Genomic DNA, 17,721 nt, shown 5'->3' on the forward strand with positions numbered 1-17,721 from the left:
ACGAAGGTTAACGCGCCATGCTCAAATCCCTCCGCCGGTATTGACCGGATCAGGTTCGACGGGTGTGCTCTCAGCGGAAAACCGTTGGCCAAAAATTGGCGGGTTATCCGCACCCCGTTGAGTCGGCGCTATTGTAGAGGCTTAGCGGCGTGGGTGAAAGGCGATTATGCTTCCGGCGGCGCAAACCAGGCAGATTTAAAATCGAACCAGCCGAGGGTATTCATTCGTACCCCACGCATACTGCGTTGACCATGCAGTTGCAGCCAGTGGTGGAATAACGGATGCAACTGATGGTTGCTGACCAGGCGCTGGCAAAATTCGGCCATGGACAGGCGATTTTCTCGCCACTGAGCGGCATCCTGCGCGATATCCTCCGTCAAACAGTGTTGGATCAACGGCAGTTCATACAGCGTGGCAAATAGCGAAAACTCCAGCGGCAGGGTGAAGTTGGCGCTGCCTAACCACAGATCGCTTTGCGCTTTGCCCTTATGCCAGGCTTCATAATCCACGACCTGTACATTGAGTTTGATGCCCTGCTCAGCCAGCAGAGAGGCGATAGCCTGCTTGATTGCGTGGAACTCGGAATGTTCGCTGTAGAAGGTCAGGGTCAATTCAGTTAAGCCCGCAGGCTTGGGTTGCTGCCCCAACACACGGTTATGTAACCAGCGCGGGAGAATGCCATAGGCCGGAGCCCAGTAACGCTGGTAGAGCGGCCCGGCATGGCTCAGCAGCGCGATCGGATTGATCAGTTCGCTTAGCCAACTGCGGATCTCCGGGTCGGCCGCCAGTGCCGAACGCTGGTCGAACAGCAGAAAATAACAGCCTTCTTCGAGACGGCTTTCCAGCTCGTTCCTACCGGTATCATCTCCCTGCAGTTGGACGCCGGAGTGGGCCAGCTCTTCGGTGATTTCCGGTAATACCCAAATGTTGACCTCATCGATCAGGGCGCGATAGCCAAAGTAGTCGTCAAAGGCATGGATTTTCATCTGGCTCTGATTGTTGTGTATCACGCGATAGGGGCCGGTGCCGATCGGATGGCGGGCAAAATCCGGCAGGCTCTGCCATTCGCGCGGCAGGATCATGGCATGTACGCTGCTTAGCAGCCAGGGCAGCCAGTAGTCCGGCGTGTGCAGATGCACATCGATGACATAGGGCGTGGGCGAGTCGATCCTGTCGATATGTGAAAATAGCGGTTGTGGGATCAGGCGGTTGAGCGACTGGATCACATCTTCCATTTCCAGCTCACGGCCATGGTGAAAATGGATCGCCGGACGTAGATAAAAGCGCCAGTGCAAAGGGGTGATTGTTTGCCAATGATGCGAAAGATCGGGTTCCAGTTCCCCGTTTTCCTCGTTTACCCTCGTCAGGCCGTTGAAAATCTGTCTTGCCAGGTGAGTTTCTGAACGGCGTAGTGCCGAGCCGGGCAACAGGTTGTAAAGCTGACGATAGTAGAGCACGCGCAGGATATGTTTCCCCTGGCGGAAGCTGCGTCCCAGCTGGGAAAGCAGCATTTGGCGTACCACGTCTTTATCGCCCACCAACTGGACTAACTGATCGATGCGATCCTGTTCCAGCAATTCTTCGGCACGCTGTTGTTGCAATGCCAACCCGGTGTAGTGGAAGCTGAGCTGCGAACGTTTACCCCGGCCGGATTCGGCCTGCCATGTCAGCCAGCCCTCGTGCTGCATGGCTCCCAGTAGCGAGCGAACATGGCGACGGGAGCAACTGAGCACCTCTGCCAACTCTTGCAGCGTGGTTTCGGTGGTTTGTCCATGGCAGCGTTGCCACAGGCGGATGAACTGTTGTTGCAGGCGTGAGGTGGACATAAAAGAGGAACTCTCTGGCATCAAGTCGTCAATTTATCTTTCCCTATATTACGCCGATAATGAGGGCAGTTGAATCAGCGGAGGGATAACAAATGACGGTTCTGTTAACTAAACAGTTTTATCAGCGTTATTTCACCGCGATCCGCCGCCAGCAGGCCGATTGGCTGCGGGTGGTACCTGAACAGGCGCGGCTGGAGATGCTGGCCCATTTGACCCAGTGGGACATCGCCACGCTGAGCGACAAGCAATACCGTGAGCGTATCTGACGTTCACCGCAAAGTGTTTCTGAGTAATGGTGCTTTTCACCAGCCAGTGGGGCAACCCACTGGCATTTTTATCTGCCGTCTTGACTTCCTTCGGCAATTTTCCTTCTGTAGCATAGCCTTCTTTATTTCTGGATAGGGATATCGCCATGAGTTTCAGACGCTGGTTGCCGCGCCGTTTTAATCCCGTTTTTGCCGCCTTCTTGTTGATAGCCTTCCTGACCGGCATTGCCGGAGCGCTGCAAGCCCCCACGCTGAGCCTGTTTTTGACCACCGAGGTAAAGGTGCGCCCGTTATGGGTGGGTATGTTCTATACCGTGAATGCCATCGCCGGGATTGCCGTCAGCTTCCTGTTGGCCAAGCGTTCGGATACCCGTGGCGATCGGCGCAAGCTGATCCTAGTGTGCTGTGCCATGGCGGTGGGCAATAGCCTGTTGTTTGCGTTCAACCGTGATTATCTGACCTTGATCACTGCTGGTGTATTGCTGGCCGCGATTGCCAATACCGCCATGCCGCAGATTTTTGCCCTGGCGCGTGAGTATGCGGACAGCTCGGCACGTGAAGTAGTGATGTTCAGTTCGGTGATGCGTGCTCAGCTTTCACTGGCCTGGGTGATCGGCCCGCCGCTGTCGTTTATGTTGGCACTGAACTACGGCTTTACCGTGATGTTTATAATTGCGGCGGGGATTTTTGTCGTCAGCGTGCTGCTGGTGTGGCTGATATTGCCTTCGGTGCCCCGCGCCAACGTTGAGATCAGCGTAGATTCTCCGCCTATCGCGCCAATCAGCGCCTGGCGCGATCCCGATGTGCGCCTGCTGTTTGTGGCCTCGATGCTGATGTGGACCTGCAACACCATGTATATCATCGATATGCCACTGTACATCACTGCCGATCTGGGCTTGCCAGAACGGCTGGCAGGTTGGCTGATGGGCACCGCGGCCGGGCTGGAGATCCCGGCTATGCTGCTGGCGGGGTATTACGTCAAACGCTTTGGCAAACGCAATATGATGCTGTTTGCAGTGGCAGCAGGCGTGCTGTTTTATGCCGGGCTGGTGCTGTTTAAGTTCCAACTGGCGTTGATGGTGTTGCAACTGTTCAACGCGGTGTTTATCGGCATTGTTGCCGGGATCGGCATGTTGTATTTTCAGGATCTGATGCCGGGGCGGCCCGGTGCCGCGACCACCATGTTTACCAACAGCATTTCGACGGGGGTGATCCTGGCCGGTGTACTGCAAGGCGCGTTGGTGGAAAACTTTGGGCACTCTGCGGTTTACTACCTGATTACTCTGCTTGCCATCCTGGCGCTGTGGATGTGTGCCAAAGTTCGCGAAGTGTGAGCTGTAACACCCGGTTAGTTGATACATATCATTGAGAAAACCGCTCCATTCTCACTAAGATAAACGGACTCAGAGCGTGAGCTTCACGCTCTTATCCATCTTGCTATTGAGATGCCGATCCCGTTGAAAAAAGTGGGTATGTTATGGATAAACTAACGCCGCTCAAACCTGTTCCCTCCCTCTGTGCCGTTATCGCTGCTCTGCTGATCTGGTTTGTGATCCCCGTCCCTGAAGGGGTGGCACCGAATGCCTGGCATTTGCTGGCACTGTTTATTGGTACCATCATTGCCATTATCGGCAAGGCGATGCCGATCGGCGCCGTATCCATCATTGCCATTGCGCTGGTGGCCGTGACGGGAGTGACCAACCCTGGCAAGCCGGGGGCCGCGCTGGACGATGCACTGAGCGGGTTCTCCAACCAACTCATCTGGCTGATCGGTTTCTCGATCATGATCTCCCTGAGCCTGAATAAAACCGGCCTGGGATCGCGCATTGGCTACTACTTTATCTCGCTGTTTGGCAAGAAAACGCTGGGGATCGCCTATGCGTTAACCCTGGCGGAAACCGTGCTGGCACCGGTTACGCCGAGCAATACCGCCCGTGGCGGCGGGATCATTCACCCGATAATGAAATCGATAGCGGACAGCTTTGGCTCCAAGCCCGAGCTGAACACCTCCGGCAAGATTGGCCGCTATCTCTCGCTGGTGAACTACAACATCAACCCGATCACCTCGGCGATGTTTATTACTGCTACCGCGCCTAACCCGCTGATTGTCAATTTGATCGCCAAAGGTGCCGGTTCGGAGTTTGAACTGACCTGGGGTATGTGGGCGGTAGCGGCGCTGGTACCGGCGATTTGTTCGCTGATCGTCATGCCGCTGGTAGTTTATTGGTTGTATCCACCTGAAATCAAAAGCACCCCGGATGCGCCATTGTTTGCACAAGATAAGCTGCAAACTCTGGGGCGGATAACCCTGCCAGAGAAAATCACGCTGGGTGTGTTTGCCCTGTTGCTGGTGATGTGGGCCGGAGTTCCGGCGATGATTTTTGGCCCCGCACTGGCGGTTAACCCAACGACGGCAGCGGTGATTGGTTTGGCGATCCTGCTGGCAACTGGCGTACTGAGCTGGGACGACGTGCTGAAGCACAAAGGGGCCTGGGATACCGTGGTCTGGTTTGCCGCCTTGGTGATGATGGCGACCTACCTCGGCAAACTGGGTCTGATTGCCTGGCTGTCACAAACGGTAGGTTCGGGTATCGATCATATGGGGATGAGCTGGGTCGGAGGGACCATTCTGCTAACGCTCGTCTATCTCTATTCGCATTACTTCTTTGCCAGTACCACCGCGCACGTGACCGCCATGTTCGCCGCGTTCTTTGCCGCAGGTATTGCCCTTGGTGCGCCTCCGGCTCTGCTTGGCCTGATCCTGGCCTTCTCGTCTTCGCTGATGATGTCGTTAACCCATTATGCTACCGGTACCGCGCCGATCATCTTTGGGTCGGGCTATGCCACCCTGGGGGAATGGTGGAAAACCGGCTTTATCATGAGCGTGGTCAACCTGCTGATCTGGGCGCTGATTGGTGGGGTATGGTGGAAGTGGTTAGGCTATTGGTGATTTTGATGAAAGCCTCACCCGCCGGGCGGCGGGTGAGGCTGAGGTTTAGTTCAGAAACGCCGGTTGCTGCGCTTCGTAGCGGGAAATCTCCGCTTCGTGCTGCAACGTCAGGCCAATGCTGTCCAAACCGTTAATCATGCAGTGGCGGCGGAAGCTGTCGATCTCAAACGGGTAGCTTTTGCCCCCGGCGTTCACCGTCTGGTTTTCCAGATCGACCACGAACTCCGTGCCTTCGTGTTCTGCCACCAGCTTAAACAGAGTATCCACATCCTGTTCGCTCAGCGTGACCGGCAGCAGCTGGTTGTTGAACGAGTTGCCGTAGAAGATATCCGCAAAGCTTGGTGCAATTACTACCTTGAAGCCGTAATCAGTCAGTGCCCATGGCGCGTGCTCACGGGATGAGCCACAGCCAAAGTTTTCCCGGGCTAACAGGATGCTGGCCCCTTTATAGCGCGGAAGGTTCAGCACAAACTCAGGATTTGGCTGTTGACCCGCATCGTCCAGGAAGCGCCAGTCGTTGAACAGGTGCTGGCCGAAACCGGTGCGGGTGACTTTCTGCAGAAACTGCTTAGGGATAATGGCGTCGGTATCGACGTTGGCCGCGTCCAGAGGCACCACTAAGCCGGTATGTTGAGTAAATTTAGCCACGCTGGTGCTCCTTAGTGCAATTCACGGATGTCGGCAAAATGGCCGGTAACGGCAGCAGCAGCAGCCATCGCCGGGCTGACCAGATGGGTACGCCCACCGCGGCCCTGACGCCCTTCGAAGTTACGGTTGCTGGTTGAGGCACAGCGTTCGCCAGGGTTCAGACGGTCGTTGTTCATCGCCAGGCACATGGAGCAGCCTGGCAGACGCCATTCGAAACCCGCTTCGATAAAGATCTTGTCCAGACCTTCCTCTTCCGCCTGTGCTTTCACCGGGCCGGAGCCAGGCACCACAATCGCCTGCACGCCTGCGGCCACTTTACGGCCTTTGGCAATGGCGGCTGCGGCACGCAGATCTTCGATGCGTGAATTGGTGCAAGAACCGATAAACACTTTGTCGATTGCGACGTCAGTCAGCTTGATGCCGGGTTTCAGGTCCATATAGGCCAACGCTTTTTCAGCTGAGGCACGTTCCACCGGATCGCTAAAGGAATCGGGGGTTGGGATCGCCTGATCGACCGCGATAACCTGCCCAGGGTTGGTGCCCCAGGTGACCTGTGGCGCGATATCTTCCGCCCGCAAGGTGATGGTGGTATCGAATTTGGCTTCGGCGTCGGACTTCATGGTGCGCCAGTAGGCCACGGCCTGCTCCCAGTTTTCCCCGGTAGGAGCGAACTGGCGGCCTTTCAGGTAATTGAAGGTGGTGTCGTCTGGCGCAACCAGGCCCGCTTTGGCACCCATCTCAATCGCCATGTTGCACAGCGTCATGCGGCCTTCCATGCTCAACGCTTCGATCGCTTTGCCACAGAATTCAACTACGTGGCCAGTACCACCAGCGCTGCCGGTTTTGCCGATCACGGCCAGCACGATATCTTTGGCGGTGATACCTTCTGCCGCATCGCCGGTGACTTCAATCTTCATCGTCTTGGCGCGGCCCTGCTTCAGGGTTTGGGTCGCCAGCACGTGTTCCACTTCCGAAGTACCGATACCGAACGCCAGCGAGCCAAAGGCACCGTGCGTGGCGGTATGGGAGTCACCACAGACGATGGTCATGCCCGGCAGCGTCATGCCTTGCTCAGGGCCGATAACGTGCACAATGCCCTGGAAGGGGTGGTTCAGGTCATACAGTGAGACGCCGAACTCTGCACAGTTCTTGATCAGCTCCTGCATTTGAATGCGAGCCATCTCGCCGCTGGCGTTGATGTCTTTGGTCTGGGTCGACACGTTGTGATCCATGGTGGCAAATGTCTTGCCCGGCTGACGCACTTTGCGGCCCATGGCACGCAGGCCGTCGAAGGCCTGTGGGGAGGTCACTTCATGCACCAGATGCCGATCGATGTACAGCAGCGGTGTCTCGTTTGGCGCTTCATGCACCACGTGGGCATCGTATAATTTCTGATATAAGGTCTTGGCCATGATTTACGCCCCCTCAGCCACGAAGCGGGCAATGATATCGCCCATTTCATTGGTGCCGATGGCTTTGCCGGCACCGGCCAGATCGGCGGTACGGTAGCCCTGTTCCAATGCCTGATTAATGGCGCGCTCGATCGCATCTGCGGCTTCATCGGCACCCAGGCTGTAACGCAATAGCAGGGTGGCAGACAGAATTTGCGCGATCGGGTTGGCAATGTTTTTGCCCGCGATGTCAGGTGCGGAACCCCCGGCGGGTTCGTACAGGCCAAAGCCTTGTTCGTTCAGGCTGGCGGACGGCAGCATGCCCATCGAGCCAGTGATCATGGCGCATTCGTCCGACAGGATATCGCCGAACAGGTTGGAGCACAGCAACACGTCGAACTGGGATGGGTCTTTGATTAACTGCATGGTGGCGTTGTCGATATACATATGCGACAGCGACACATCCGGATAGTCCTTGGCTACCTGACTCACAACTTCACGCCACAGGATGGAGCTTTGCAACACGTTGGCTTTATCAATCGAGGTGACGATATTGCGGCGTTTGCGGGCGGACTCGAAGGCGATACGGGCGATGCGTTCGATCTCAAAGCGGTGGTAGACCTCGGTATCAAAGGCGCGCTCATGCATTCCCTGGCCTTCACGGCCTTTGGGTTGGCCAAAGTAGATGCCGCCGGTTAACTCACGTACGCACAGAATGTCGAAGCCACGCGCGGCAATATCGGCACGCAGCGGGCAAAAATCTTCCAGCCCTTGGTACAGGCGGGCAGGGCGCAGGTTGCTGAACAGTTTGAAGTGCTTACGCAGCGGCAGCAGCGCACCGCGCTCCGGCTGCTCTGCCGGTGGCAGGTGCTCCCATTTGGGGCCGCCTACCGAGCCGAACAGGATGGCATCGGCCTGCTCGCAGCCGGCAACGGTTGCAGCAGGCAGTGGGGTGCTGTGGCGATCGATGGCAATGCCACCGACGTCATATTCACTGGTGGTAATGCGGATACCAAAGCGTTGGCGCACGGCATCCAACACTTTGTGGGCCTGGGCCATTACTTCCGGGCCGATTCCGTCTCCGGGCAAGACGGCAATGTGGTAAGTCTTAGTCATGTTCACACCGTTTCCTGATTATTTTGCTGTTTGGTTTGCTGCAAGCGCTGCTTTTCTTTTTCTACTTGCTGAGAGCGCCAGATATTGTTCAATACGTGGATCATCGCCTTGGCAGAGGATTCCACAATATCGGTTGCCAGGCCCACGCCATGGAAGCGGCGGCCATTGTAAGACACCACGATATCAACCTGGCCCAGCGCGTCGCGGCCCTGGCCTTTGGCGGTCAGTTGATATTTCACCAGCTCAATCGGGTAGCCGGTAATACGGTTGATGGCTTGGTAAACAGCATCGACCGGGCCGTTGCCCGTAGCGGCTTCGGACTTCTCTTCCTCGCCACATTTCAGTTTGACCGAGGCGGTAGCCATAATGCTGCTGCCAGACTGCACGCTGAAGTATTCCAGGCTGAAATGCTCAGGCTCTTCTTGCTGCTTATTGATAAATGCCAGGGCTTCCAGATCGTAGTCAAACACCTGGCCTTTCTTATCTGCCAGCTTCAGGAAAGCCGCGTACAGCACGTCCAGATTGTAATCCTGTTCCTTGTAGCCCATCTCTTCCATACGGTGTTTTACCGCCGCGCGGCCGGAACGGGAGGTCAGGTTCAACTGGACATCTTTCAGACCGATGGTCTGAGGGGTCATGATTTCGTAGTTTTCGCGGTTTTTCAGCACGCCATCCTGGTGGATACCGGAGGAGTGAGCGAAGGCGTTGGAACCGACGATGGCCTTGTTGGCCGGGATAGGCATATTGCACAGCTGGCTGACCAACTGACTGGTGCGGTAGATTTCCTGATGATTGATATTGGTGTGCACCTGCATAAAGTCCTGACGCACCTTGATGGCCATGATCACTTCTTCCAGTGAACAGTTACCGGCACGTTCGCCGATGCCGTTCAAGGTGCCTTCTACCTGGCGGGCACCGGCCTGGACGGCTGCGATAGAGTTACCCACGGCCATGCCCAAGTCGTCGTGGCAGTGGACGGAGATGATCGCCTTATCAATATTAGGCACGCGGTCGTACAGCGTAGTGATGATGCCGCCGAACTGGTTTGGCGTGGTGTAGCCAACGGTATCAGGGATATTAATGGTAGTGGCACCGGCGTTGATGGCGGCTTCTACCACGCGGCACAGGTTATCAATCGGGGTACGGCCAGCGTCTTCACAGGAAAACTCTACGTCATCGGTATAGTTACGGGCGCGTTTCACTGAGCGCACCGCCATTTCCAGCACCTGGTCGAAAGAGCGCTTTAATTTGGATTCGATATGCAGGGTGGAGGTGGCCAGGAAGACGTGAATACGGAAGGCCTCGGCTACGCGTAATGCTTCGGCAGCGACGTCAATGTCGTTATCAACACAGCGTGCCAGACCACAAACGCGGCTGTTTTTGATCTGGCGGGCAATGGTCTGTACCGACTCGAAGTCCCCAGGGGAGGAGACTGGGAAGCCGACCTCCATTACATCGACACCCATTCTTTCCAGCGCCATGGCGATCTGGATTTTTTCTTTAACGCTCAGGCTTGCCTGCAGCGCCTGTTCACCATCACGCAATGTGGTATCGAAAATAATGACTTGTTGGCTCATCGTGTTGTTCCTTGTCGTGTTTGTTTCACGCTAAGCGGGTAAAAAAAAACCCGCGCAGTAGCGCGGGTTTTGCAGATGATGGGCTGAATCAGCTTTGAACCCCGTCCACCAGCGTACCGCGCACATAAGATGCGTTTAGTAGTAGGCCTAGTAGACGGTGGGTACGGATCATGGCGGTCAGCTTCTCTAAAATTGTTTCGTTGCCTAATTTGATACTTTATTGGCCGGGGCATGTCAACACCTGATTAAAACAGGGGTATTGAAAAGCGTGGCACCAACAGGGATAGCACCAGTTGGAAATTCGGTAAAATCCGCAAGGGCCAGCGTTAAATCCACAGGTGATCGGGGGTTTATTAGCATAAATGGTTTGAAAGTGGCACTGCCGCATTGATTAGCAAGACTACTCGGTTAAAATTTATCGTTGGCGCAAAAAACCAGCAAACGTGGTTTGATGGGAAGCTGATGTTGTGGGCTTGGCATTCATGGTGTCAATTTGTTGTCGTTAATTCATTCGTAATTCGTATTTTTAGCGCTGAACTGAGCCGCTACAATCAATTAAGTGAGGCTAAAGAGACCTATTTTGCTCTGGTATGATTGTCCATTAACTCATTTTATGGTCTGATCCAGAGGTTGATGTGTACCAAACAGGTATCCATAACTCAGGTGTTTTGCCTGCCAATTTTGTTTGTGTGCCATCGGCGAGTTGCGAACCGATGTGCCAAGGCTACCCGACGACGAACAATGCCTAATATGCACCGCTGTGTCATATTTTTATAGGATGATGCCCGATTGCTATCTTACAAGAGTAGTCAAAAGGGATAACTAATTTCGCTGTGTGGGAATAACGTAGCGTGTCTTTTCCCGTTATTCCCCTGCGCGCTAGCGGGATTATCTACATGGGACTTAGTGGAGTTTGGATATGTCCGAATATAATTCAGGAACTGTCTTGAGGAAAGAAAACGGTGATATTCATTTGCGCAGTGTGGATCTTAATTTACTCACTGTTTTTGATGCGGTTATGCAGATGCAGAATATTACCAAGGCGGCAAATTCCTTAGGGATGTCGCAACCGGCGGTCAGCAATGCCGTGTCGCGTTTGAAGCTCATGTTCAACGACGAGCTGTTTGTTCGCTTCGGCCGTGGCATTCAGCCTACCATGCGCGCCCGCCAACTTTTTGGCCCGGTACGCCAGGCACTGCAGCTGGTACAAAATGAGCTGCCAGGCGCTGGCTTTGACGCCCTGAGCAGTGAACGCCTCTTTATGCTTTCTATCTGCAGCCCGCTAGATATTCGTCTGACTGCCAAAATAATCAACAACGTCAAGAGCATGGCTCCCAACGTGCAGATACAGACCAAGTCTTACATGAGCAATAACATCGAGCATCAGTTACGCTATCAGGAAACCGAGTTTGTCATTGGCTATAGCCGCCTTGAACATCCCGAGTTTCAGGATATTGCCTTGTTCGATGATGAATTGACCCTGGTTGCCGCGCAGTCTCACCCACGCCTGGTGGGTACCATTAGCCAGAAACAGATGCTGGCGGAACATCATGCCGTCATCGCCTTAGAGCGTTTTTGTTCCTTTAGCAAACCCTACTATCTTGACGAAACCCTACAACGCAGCGTCACCCAGCAATGTACCGACCTGTTCAGCGTATTGAATCTAGTCGCCATGACCGAGATGGTGGCAATCGCTCCTCGTTGGTTTGCCCAACAGCACGCACAAGCCTTGCAGCTAAAATTAATTCCGCTGCCTTGGGAGAGAAAAACCGCCACCTGTTATCTTTCCTGGCATGAGTCCGCCGAACGTGATGAAGGCCATCAGTGGATGAAGTCCGTACTTAGCCAAGCGGGTGTATTGCGCTAATTAGTGATTTATTGGCCCAGCGCGCTTTCGAGTGCGTCGGGTTGATAATGGATAGCGCGAAAGAATAATAAGAATAGGCTCAAGTAAAACTAAGATAATTCCGGCTAATAACGCCGTGGAAATATCATTCACCCACCAGGGTTAATTAATTTGAGCGAGTGAAACTCTATTCTGCCCCAAAGGATACCGCCGCTATTTTAAGCTGTCACCTCTCCCTTCTGGTCGTCGATCCCACTTTGTCTGTTTGGCGTAAACCTTTTGCACTCCCTTTTGTCCAAGATCAAGAGAAGTGAGCACAAGCGCGTTTTGGCTCACACTTCTACGCTGAAATCCCTTTTCCCACAGCCGGAGACTAGGTAGACTGCGCAAAAAAAGTAAACACGTGTAAGCTGAGATGTGAGAGCTTCCGCTCCAATCGCGGTTAACTGATTGATTAATTTCAGGCATAGAGCGCTATGACCAATACCTTGCAGCATTACCATCAGGTCGAACGTATACAGCATCACATTGCTAACCGTGCCGAACATACGGCTTTCCGTCAGTGGTCCCCGCAGGGAGAAACACGGCTGACCTGGTCGCAGGTCGGGGCGCATATGCAACATATTGCCTGCGCCTTGCTGGCATTGGGCGTCGAAGTACAGGAACGTATCGCGATTTTTGCCAACAACAGCATGGCCTGGTCGTTGGCCGATCTGGCGATCCTCGAACTGCGGGCGGTCAGCGTGCCGCTTTATGCCACCAACACTCCGGCTCAGGCGGCATTTATCGTTAATGATGCGGATATCCGCATTCTGTTTGTCGGCGAGCAAGAACAGCTGGATGCCGCGATTGCGCTGCGTGGCGTATGCCCGCAACTGACCCATATTATTGTCTTTGATGCTTCAGCCGATTTGCGCGGCTGTGAGATTGCTCAACATCTGCATCATTTCGAACGTCTTGCGGATATCGAGCGTTTCGATGTCCTGCGTCAGCAAAGAATCGCCGAGCGCGATTTGCAGGACTTGTTTACCCTGATCTACACCTCAGGCACCACCGGAGAGCCGAAAGGCGTGATGCTTGATTACCGCAATATGGCCGCACAGCTTCAACTGCATGACGATCGCCTGACGGTAACCGCGGATGACGTTTCCCTCAGTTTCCTGCCGTTGTCACATGTGTTTGAACGTGCCTGGAGCTTCTTTATCATGCATTCGGGCGCGCAGAACGTTTATCTGCCCAATACCGACTGGGTGCGGGAAGCGATGGCCGATGTCAAACCGACCCTGATGTGCGCAGTGCCACGCTTTTATGAAAAAATCTTCAGTGCGGTGCATGAAAAGGTCGCTCGTGCGCCTTGGTTGCGGCGTGCCTTATTCCACTGGGCCATCGTCTGCGGTGAACGCAAGTTCCTCCAGGAAAGGGCAGGGAAACCGTTAGGCAAGCTGTTCGATCTGTCTCACCGCTGGGCTGACAAGCTGGTGTTAAGCAAGCTTCGGGGGATCCTGGGAGGGCGGGTGCGCTTCTTGCCAGCGGCCGGTGCCAAACTTGATGACAACGTGATTCTGTTTTTCCAGGCGATGGGCATCAACATCAAATACGGCTACGGCATGACGGAAACCTGTGCCACGGTCTCCTGCTGGGAAGAAAACAACTTCCGATTTGGTTCGATCGGCAAGCCACTGCCCGGTGTGGAAGTGCGCATTGGCGATGAAAATGAAATCCAGGTGCGGGGGCCAATCGTGATGCGCGGCTATTTCAATAAACCGTTGGAGACGGCCGATAGCTTTACCGCTGACGGCTGGCTGAAAACCGGCGATGCCGGCATGATCGACGATAGCGGCAACCTGTTTATTACCGAGCGGCTGAAGGATCTGATGAAGACCTCCGGCGGCAAATACATTGCGCCACAGATGCTGGAAGGCACCCTGGCGCAGGATCGCTTTATCGAACAGGTCGCGATCGTTGCCGATGCACGCAAATTTGTCTCCGCGTTGATCGTCCCAAGTTTCGAGTCGTTGGAAGAGTATGCCAAATCGGTCAATCTGAAGTATCAGGATCGGCTCGAACTGCTGCGCAACAGCCATATCATCGAAATGTTCGAAAAGCGTCTGCGGGAGATGCAAAAAGAGTTAGCCCTGTTTGAGCAGGTGAAGAAATTTACCCTGCTGCCGGCGGCCTTCTCGATGGAATTGGGGGAACTCACCCCGACCCTGAAGCTGCGTCGCAAGGTGATCCTACAGCGTTATCAGCATGAGATAGAGTCGATGTATCAGGAAAAGTGATGATAGGGGCGGCAGGCGGACGAAAAATCCCCAGTCGCCCTTGCCTGATTTAGTTCTGTAATTACCCCCACCCTCGAAATAATGCCTAGATGAACAACCGCTCAGCTAGTGCATAGTTTTGCCAAGCCGCACTTCTCCAGCCTGATGGCAATACCCTTGCCGGTGATAAGCCATTTTGCCGTTTGCCTGCCCCATATTCTGACGCTATGTTAAGAGTCCAAAACGTCCATAAGATTTTTGGGGCCATGCCCCAGACAGGACAGGCGCTACGTTCCGGCGTCAGACAAGAACAAGCTATGTAAGCCTGGAGGCAAACCCATGGAAATATTGTCAGGAGCCGAGATGGTCGTCCGATCGCTGATCGATCAGGGCGTTAAGCATGTATTCGGCTATCCGGGCGGGGCGGTACTCGATATCTATGATGCCCTGCACACGGTGGGGGGCATCGATCATATTCTGGTACGCCACGAGCAAGGGGCGGTGCATATGGCCGATGGCTATGCACGAGCGACCGGCGAAGTGGGCGTAGTGCTGGTCACTTCTGGCCCTGGGGCTACCAACGCCATTACTGGCATCGCCACCGCCTATATGGATTCCATCCCGATGGTGGTGCTATCTGGCCAGGTGCCGAGCTCGCTGATTGGTTACGATGCCTTCCAGGAGTGCGACATGGTGGGTATCTCCCGCCCGGTGGTAAAACACAGCTTCCTGGTCAAGCGTACCGAAGACATTCCTTCCGTGCTGAAAAAGGCGTTCTACCTGGCCTCTACCGGCCGCCCTGGCCCGGTGGTGGTCGATCTGCCGAAGGATATCGTCGGCCCGGCGATAAGAATGCCTTACGCGTATCCGCAGGACGTCAGCATGCGTTCCTACAACCCGACGGTGCAAGGCCACCGCGGGCAAATCAAACGCGCCCTACAGACCATTCTGGCGGCTAAAAAGCCGATCATGTACGTGGGCGGCGGTGCCATCAATTCGGAGTGCCATGGAGAGTTGCTGCAACTGGCGGAAAAGCTGAACCTGCCGGTCACCTGTACGCTGATGGGGCTGGGGGCGTTCCCCGGGACTCACCGCCAAAGCGTCGGTATGCTGGGCATGCACGGCACCTATGAAGCCAACAAGACCATGCATCATTCCGACGTGATTTTTGCCGTAGGGGTGCGCTTTGACGATCGCACTACCAATAACCTGGCCAAATATTGCCCGGATGCCACGGTGCTGCATATCGATATCGACCCGACCTCCATTTCGAAGACGGTGGATGCCGATATTCCTATCGTTGGCGATGCCAAACAGGTCCTGACGCAGATGCTGGAACTGCTGGCGCATGAGGACAAAGCGCAGGATTTCGATGCGCTGCGTGACTGGTGGCAGTCCATTGAGCAGTGGCGCGCACGTGATTGCCTGGGCTACAACAAAGACAGTGGCACCATCAAACCTCAGGCGGTGATCGAAACGCTGCACCGCCTGACCAAGGGTGATGCCTATGTCACCTCCGACGTTGGCCAGCATCAGATGTTTGCCGCGCTTTATTATCCGTTCGATAAACCGCGTCGTTGGATCAACTCGGGTGGTCTGGGCACCATGGGCTTTGGCTTACCAGCCGCCCTAGGGGTAAAACTGGCACTGCCAGACGAAACGGTGGTGTGCGTCACCGGTGACGGCAGCATCCAGATGAATATCCAGGAGTTGTCCACGGCTCTGCAGTACAATTTGCCGGTAGTGGTGGTCAACCTGAATAACCGCTACCTGGGCATGGTGAAGCAGTGGCAGGACATGATCTATTCTGGCCGCCATTCTCAGTCCTATATGGATTCCTTGCCGGACTTCGTCAAGCTGGCCGAGGCCTATGGCCATGTTGGCATCGCCATTCGTACCCCGGATGAGCTGGAAAGCAAGCTGGCGCAGGCGCTGGCTGAAAAAGAACGTCTGGTGTTTGTCGATGTGACCGTCGACGAGACCGAACATGTTTATCCAATGCAGATCCGCGGTGGAAGCATGGACGAAATGTGGCTAAGCAAAACGGAGAGAACCTGATGAAGCGCCGTATTTTATCGGTATTACTGGAAAACGAATCCGGTGCGTTGTCGCGCGTCGTCGGGCTGTTCTCTCAGCGTGGCTACAACATCGAAAGCCTGACGGTTGCTCCTACCGATGACCCAACCTTGTCACGCATGACGATCCAGACGGTGGGTGATGAAAAGGTACTGGAGCAGATAGAGAAGCAGTTGCATAAGCTGGTTGACGTTTTACGCGTCAGTGAGCTGGTGCAGGGGGCTCACGTTGAGCGTGAAATCATGTTGGTGAAGCTGCAGGCTAGTGGCTACGGGCGTGAAGAGGTGAAACGCAGCACGGATATCTTCCGTGGCCAGATTGTGGATGTCACCTCCTCGCTTTACACCGTGCAGTTGGCGGGGACCAGCGACAAGCTGGATGCCTTCCTCAACGCCGTACGTGAAGTGGCAGAAATCGTTGAAGTGGCCCGATCGGGGATTGTTGGCGTGTCGCGCGGCGACAAGATTATGCGCTGATAGCGGGTTTTCTGCACTGCATCCGGGGCGTGGCAGGTTTGCTGCGCCCTTTCTTTTTAATTTTTTGCCCATTTGCTGGCACCTTTGGGCGAAAGCGGTTGCTCGGCCGTGTTTTCTGCTGTTAGATCGCCATTACGGGTTGAATAACCATAGTGACTATCATGGTTACTCATTACCCTTCTGCTTTCGGTTCGCTGCATGTTTAGTCGTATATTGAAAGCGTGGGGTAAACAACGCCACACGATCCATTGTCATTTTGAGAGTCATTTAAAGGGGTTAACGTGAAACTGGATGAAATCGCGCGTCTCGCAGGCGTTTCGCGCACTACGGCCAGTTATGTCATCAACGGCAAGGCGAAGCAGTATCGTGTCAGCGATAAAACCGTCGAAAAAGTGATGGCCGTGGTCAGGGAGCACAATTATCACCCGAATGCCGTAGCGGCAGGGCTGCGTGCAGGCCGCACTCGTTCTATCGGCCTGGTGATCCCGGATCTGGAAAATACCAGCTATACCCGCATCGCCAACTACCTGGAGCGCCAGGCGCGTCAGCGTGGTTACCAACTGTTGATCGCCTGCTCGGAAGATCAGCCGGATAATGAAATGCGTTGCATTGAGCACCTGCTGCAACGCCAGGTTGATGCGATCATCGTCTCCACCGCGTTACCGCCGGAGCATCCTTTCTATCAACGCTGGGCTAACGATCCTTTCCCGATTATCGCGTTGGATCGCGCTCTGGATCGTGAACACTTTATCAGCGTGGTGGGCGCCGATCAGGAAGACGCCTTTGCCTTGGCACAGGAGTTACGCACTTTCCCCGCCAAGTCGGTGTTGTATCTGGGAGCTTTGCCTGAGCTTTCGGTCAGCTTCTTGCGTGAGCAGGGTTTCCGCCAGGCCTGGCAGGATGATGAGCGGCAGGTGGATTATCTGTATGCCAACAGCTATGAACGTGAAGCAGCGGGTGTGCTGTTTGCGGAATGGCTGAAAACCCATCCGATGCCACAGGCGCTGTTTACCACCTCGTTCTCGCTGTTGCAGGGCGTGATGGACGTAACGCTGAAACAGCGTGGGCGTTTACCGGCGGATCTGGCGATTGCCACCTTTGGTGATCATGAGCTATTGGATTTCCTGGAATGCCCGGTGCTTGCCGTGGCTCAGCGCCACCGTGATGTTGCCGAACGGGTGCTGGAGCTGGTGCTTGCCAGCCTGGATGAACCGCGCAAACCTAAACCGGGTATGACGCGCATTCGCCGTAACCTGTTCCGCCGTGGCAGCCTGAGCCGCAAATAATG

13 protein-coding genes and 1 riboswitch are annotated in these 17,721 nt (G+C 54.8%); of the genes, 8 read left to right on the plus strand and 5 right to left on the minus strand.

Going from position 1 to position 17,721, the window contains the following annotated elements; all coding sequences use genetic code 11:
- Positions 1–8: 8 nt before the first annotated feature.
- Positions 9–127, minus strand: a riboswitch (TPP riboswitch).
- A gap of 37 nt (positions 128–164) precedes the next feature.
- Positions 165–1,826 (minus strand): HTH-type transcriptional regulator SgrR, encoded by a 1,662-nt coding sequence (gene sgrR / locus N6G83_RS40110; protein ID WP_024527185.1) that lies wholly within the window; start codon positions 1,824–1,826, stop codon positions 165–167.
- A 92-nt stretch (positions 1,827–1,918) separates the two neighbouring features.
- Between sgrR and sgrT the strand changes: the two genes are divergently transcribed.
- The 3 genes from sgrT (at position 1,919) to N6G83_RS40125 (ending at position 5,042) form a co-directional block, all read left to right on the plus strand.
- Entirely contained in the window at positions 1,919–2,092 is a 174-nt protein-coding gene (gene sgrT / locus N6G83_RS40115; RefSeq protein WP_071784940.1) for a glucose uptake inhibitor SgrT, read from the plus strand.
- A 146-nt stretch (positions 2,093–2,238) separates the two neighbouring features.
- A complete protein-coding gene (locus N6G83_RS40120) occupies positions 2,239–3,426 on the plus strand; it encodes a sugar efflux transporter (protein WP_024527184.1) in 1,188 nt (395 codons plus the stop codon).
- A gap of 143 nt (positions 3,427–3,569) precedes the next feature.
- The gene (locus tag N6G83_RS40125) at positions 3,570–5,042 is read left to right on the plus strand and encodes a DASS family sodium-coupled anion symporter (RefSeq protein WP_211134506.1); all 1,473 of its coding nucleotides are present in this window, start codon (positions 3,570–3,572) and stop codon (positions 5,040–5,042) included.
- 45 nt (positions 5,043–5,087) lie between these two features.
- On the opposite strand, the gene leuD is transcribed toward N6G83_RS40125, so the two are convergent.
- From leuD to leuA, 4 genes are read right to left on the minus strand one after another with little or no spacing between them, the layout of a single operon-like run.
- Complete coding sequence (leuD, locus tag N6G83_RS40130) at positions 5,088–5,690, minus strand: 3-isopropylmalate dehydratase small subunit (RefSeq protein WP_024483541.1); 603 nt, start codon at positions 5,688–5,690, stop codon at positions 5,088–5,090.
- 11 nt (positions 5,691–5,701) lie between these two features.
- Positions 5,702–7,102: a 3-isopropylmalate dehydratase large subunit gene (leuC, locus tag N6G83_RS40135; RefSeq protein ID WP_024527182.1), complete on the minus strand. Its 1,401-nt coding sequence runs from the start codon at positions 7,100–7,102 to the stop codon at positions 5,702–5,704.
- Positions 7,103–7,105: 3 nt separating this feature from the next.
- Positions 7,106–8,197, minus strand: coding sequence for a 3-isopropylmalate dehydrogenase (gene leuB, locus N6G83_RS40140; RefSeq protein ID WP_199061207.1), 1,092 nt, complete (start codon positions 8,195–8,197; stop codon positions 7,106–7,108).
- Positions 8,198–8,199: 2 nt separating this feature from the next.
- Positions 8,200–9,774, minus strand: a complete 1,575-nt coding sequence (gene leuA / locus N6G83_RS40145) for a 2-isopropylmalate synthase (protein WP_024527181.1) — start codon at positions 9,772–9,774, stop codon at positions 8,200–8,202.
- Positions 9,775–10,693: 919 nt separating this feature from the next.
- Here leuA and leuO point away from each other — a divergent pair.
- The 5 genes from leuO (at position 10,694) to cra (ending at position 17,719) form a co-directional block, all read left to right on the plus strand.
- On the plus strand, positions 10,694–11,641 hold the full coding sequence (gene leuO, locus N6G83_RS40150; protein ID WP_024527180.1) for a transcriptional regulator LeuO: 948 nt from the start codon (positions 10,694–10,696) through the stop codon (positions 11,639–11,641).
- A 455-nt stretch (positions 11,642–12,096) separates the two neighbouring features.
- On the plus strand, positions 12,097–13,902 hold the full coding sequence (locus N6G83_RS40155) for an AMP-dependent synthetase/ligase (protein WP_074028479.1): 1,806 nt from the start codon (positions 12,097–12,099) through the stop codon (positions 13,900–13,902).
- Positions 13,903–14,220: 318 nt separating this feature from the next.
- Positions 14,221–15,939 carry an acetolactate synthase 3 large subunit gene (gene ilvI, locus N6G83_RS40160; RefSeq protein WP_024527178.1) on the plus strand — a complete coding sequence of 573 codons (1,719 nt, stop codon included), beginning with the start codon at positions 14,221–14,223 and terminating at the stop codon, positions 15,937–15,939.
- Entirely contained in the window at positions 15,939–16,433 is a 495-nt protein-coding gene (ilvN, locus tag N6G83_RS40165) for an acetolactate synthase small subunit (RefSeq protein WP_021179312.1), read from the plus strand. Before ilvI ends, ilvN begins: the two co-directional genes overlap by 1 nt.
- Positions 16,434–16,714: 281 nt before the next feature.
- Positions 16,715–17,719 carry a catabolite repressor/activator gene (cra, locus tag N6G83_RS40170; RefSeq protein WP_021179314.1) on the plus strand — a complete coding sequence of 335 codons (1,005 nt, stop codon included), beginning with the start codon at positions 16,715–16,717 and terminating at the stop codon, positions 17,717–17,719.
- Positions 17,720–17,721 lie beyond the last annotated feature (2 nt).

This window comes from Serratia sp. PL7 (assembly GCF_945957435.1).

Coding starts and splice junctions, on each gene's coding strand:
- leuA (WP_024527181.1), bottom strand. CDS start 9,774: ATGAGCCAACAAGTCATTATTTTCGATACCACATTGCGTGATGGTGAA.
- leuO (WP_024527180.1), top strand. CDS start 10,694: ATGTCCGAATATAATTCAGGAACTGTCTTGAGGAAAGAAAACGGTGAT.
- N6G83_RS40155 (WP_074028479.1), top strand. CDS start 12,097: ATGACCAATACCTTGCAGCATTACCATCAGGTCGAACGTATACAGCAT.
- N6G83_RS40125 (WP_211134506.1), top strand. CDS start 3,570: ATGGATAAACTAACGCCGCTCAAACCTGTTCCCTCCCTCTGTGCCGTT.
- leuC (WP_024527182.1), bottom strand. CDS start 7,102: ATGGCCAAGACCTTATATCAGAAATTATACGATGCCCACGTGGTGCAT.
- sgrT (WP_071784940.1), top strand. CDS start 1,919: ATGACGGTTCTGTTAACTAAACAGTTTTATCAGCGTTATTTCACCGCG.
- ilvI (WP_024527178.1), top strand. CDS start 14,221: ATGGAAATATTGTCAGGAGCCGAGATGGTCGTCCGATCGCTGATCGAT.
- leuB (WP_199061207.1), bottom strand. CDS start 8,197: ATGACTAAGACTTACCACATTGCCGTCTTGCCCGGAGACGGAATCGGC.
- N6G83_RS40120 (WP_024527184.1), top strand. CDS start 2,239: ATGAGTTTCAGACGCTGGTTGCCGCGCCGTTTTAATCCCGTTTTTGCC.
- sgrR (WP_024527185.1), bottom strand. CDS start 1,826: ATGTCCACCTCACGCCTGCAACAACAGTTCATCCGCCTGTGGCAACGC.
- ilvN (WP_021179312.1), top strand. CDS start 15,939: ATGAAGCGCCGTATTTTATCGGTATTACTGGAAAACGAATCCGGTGCG.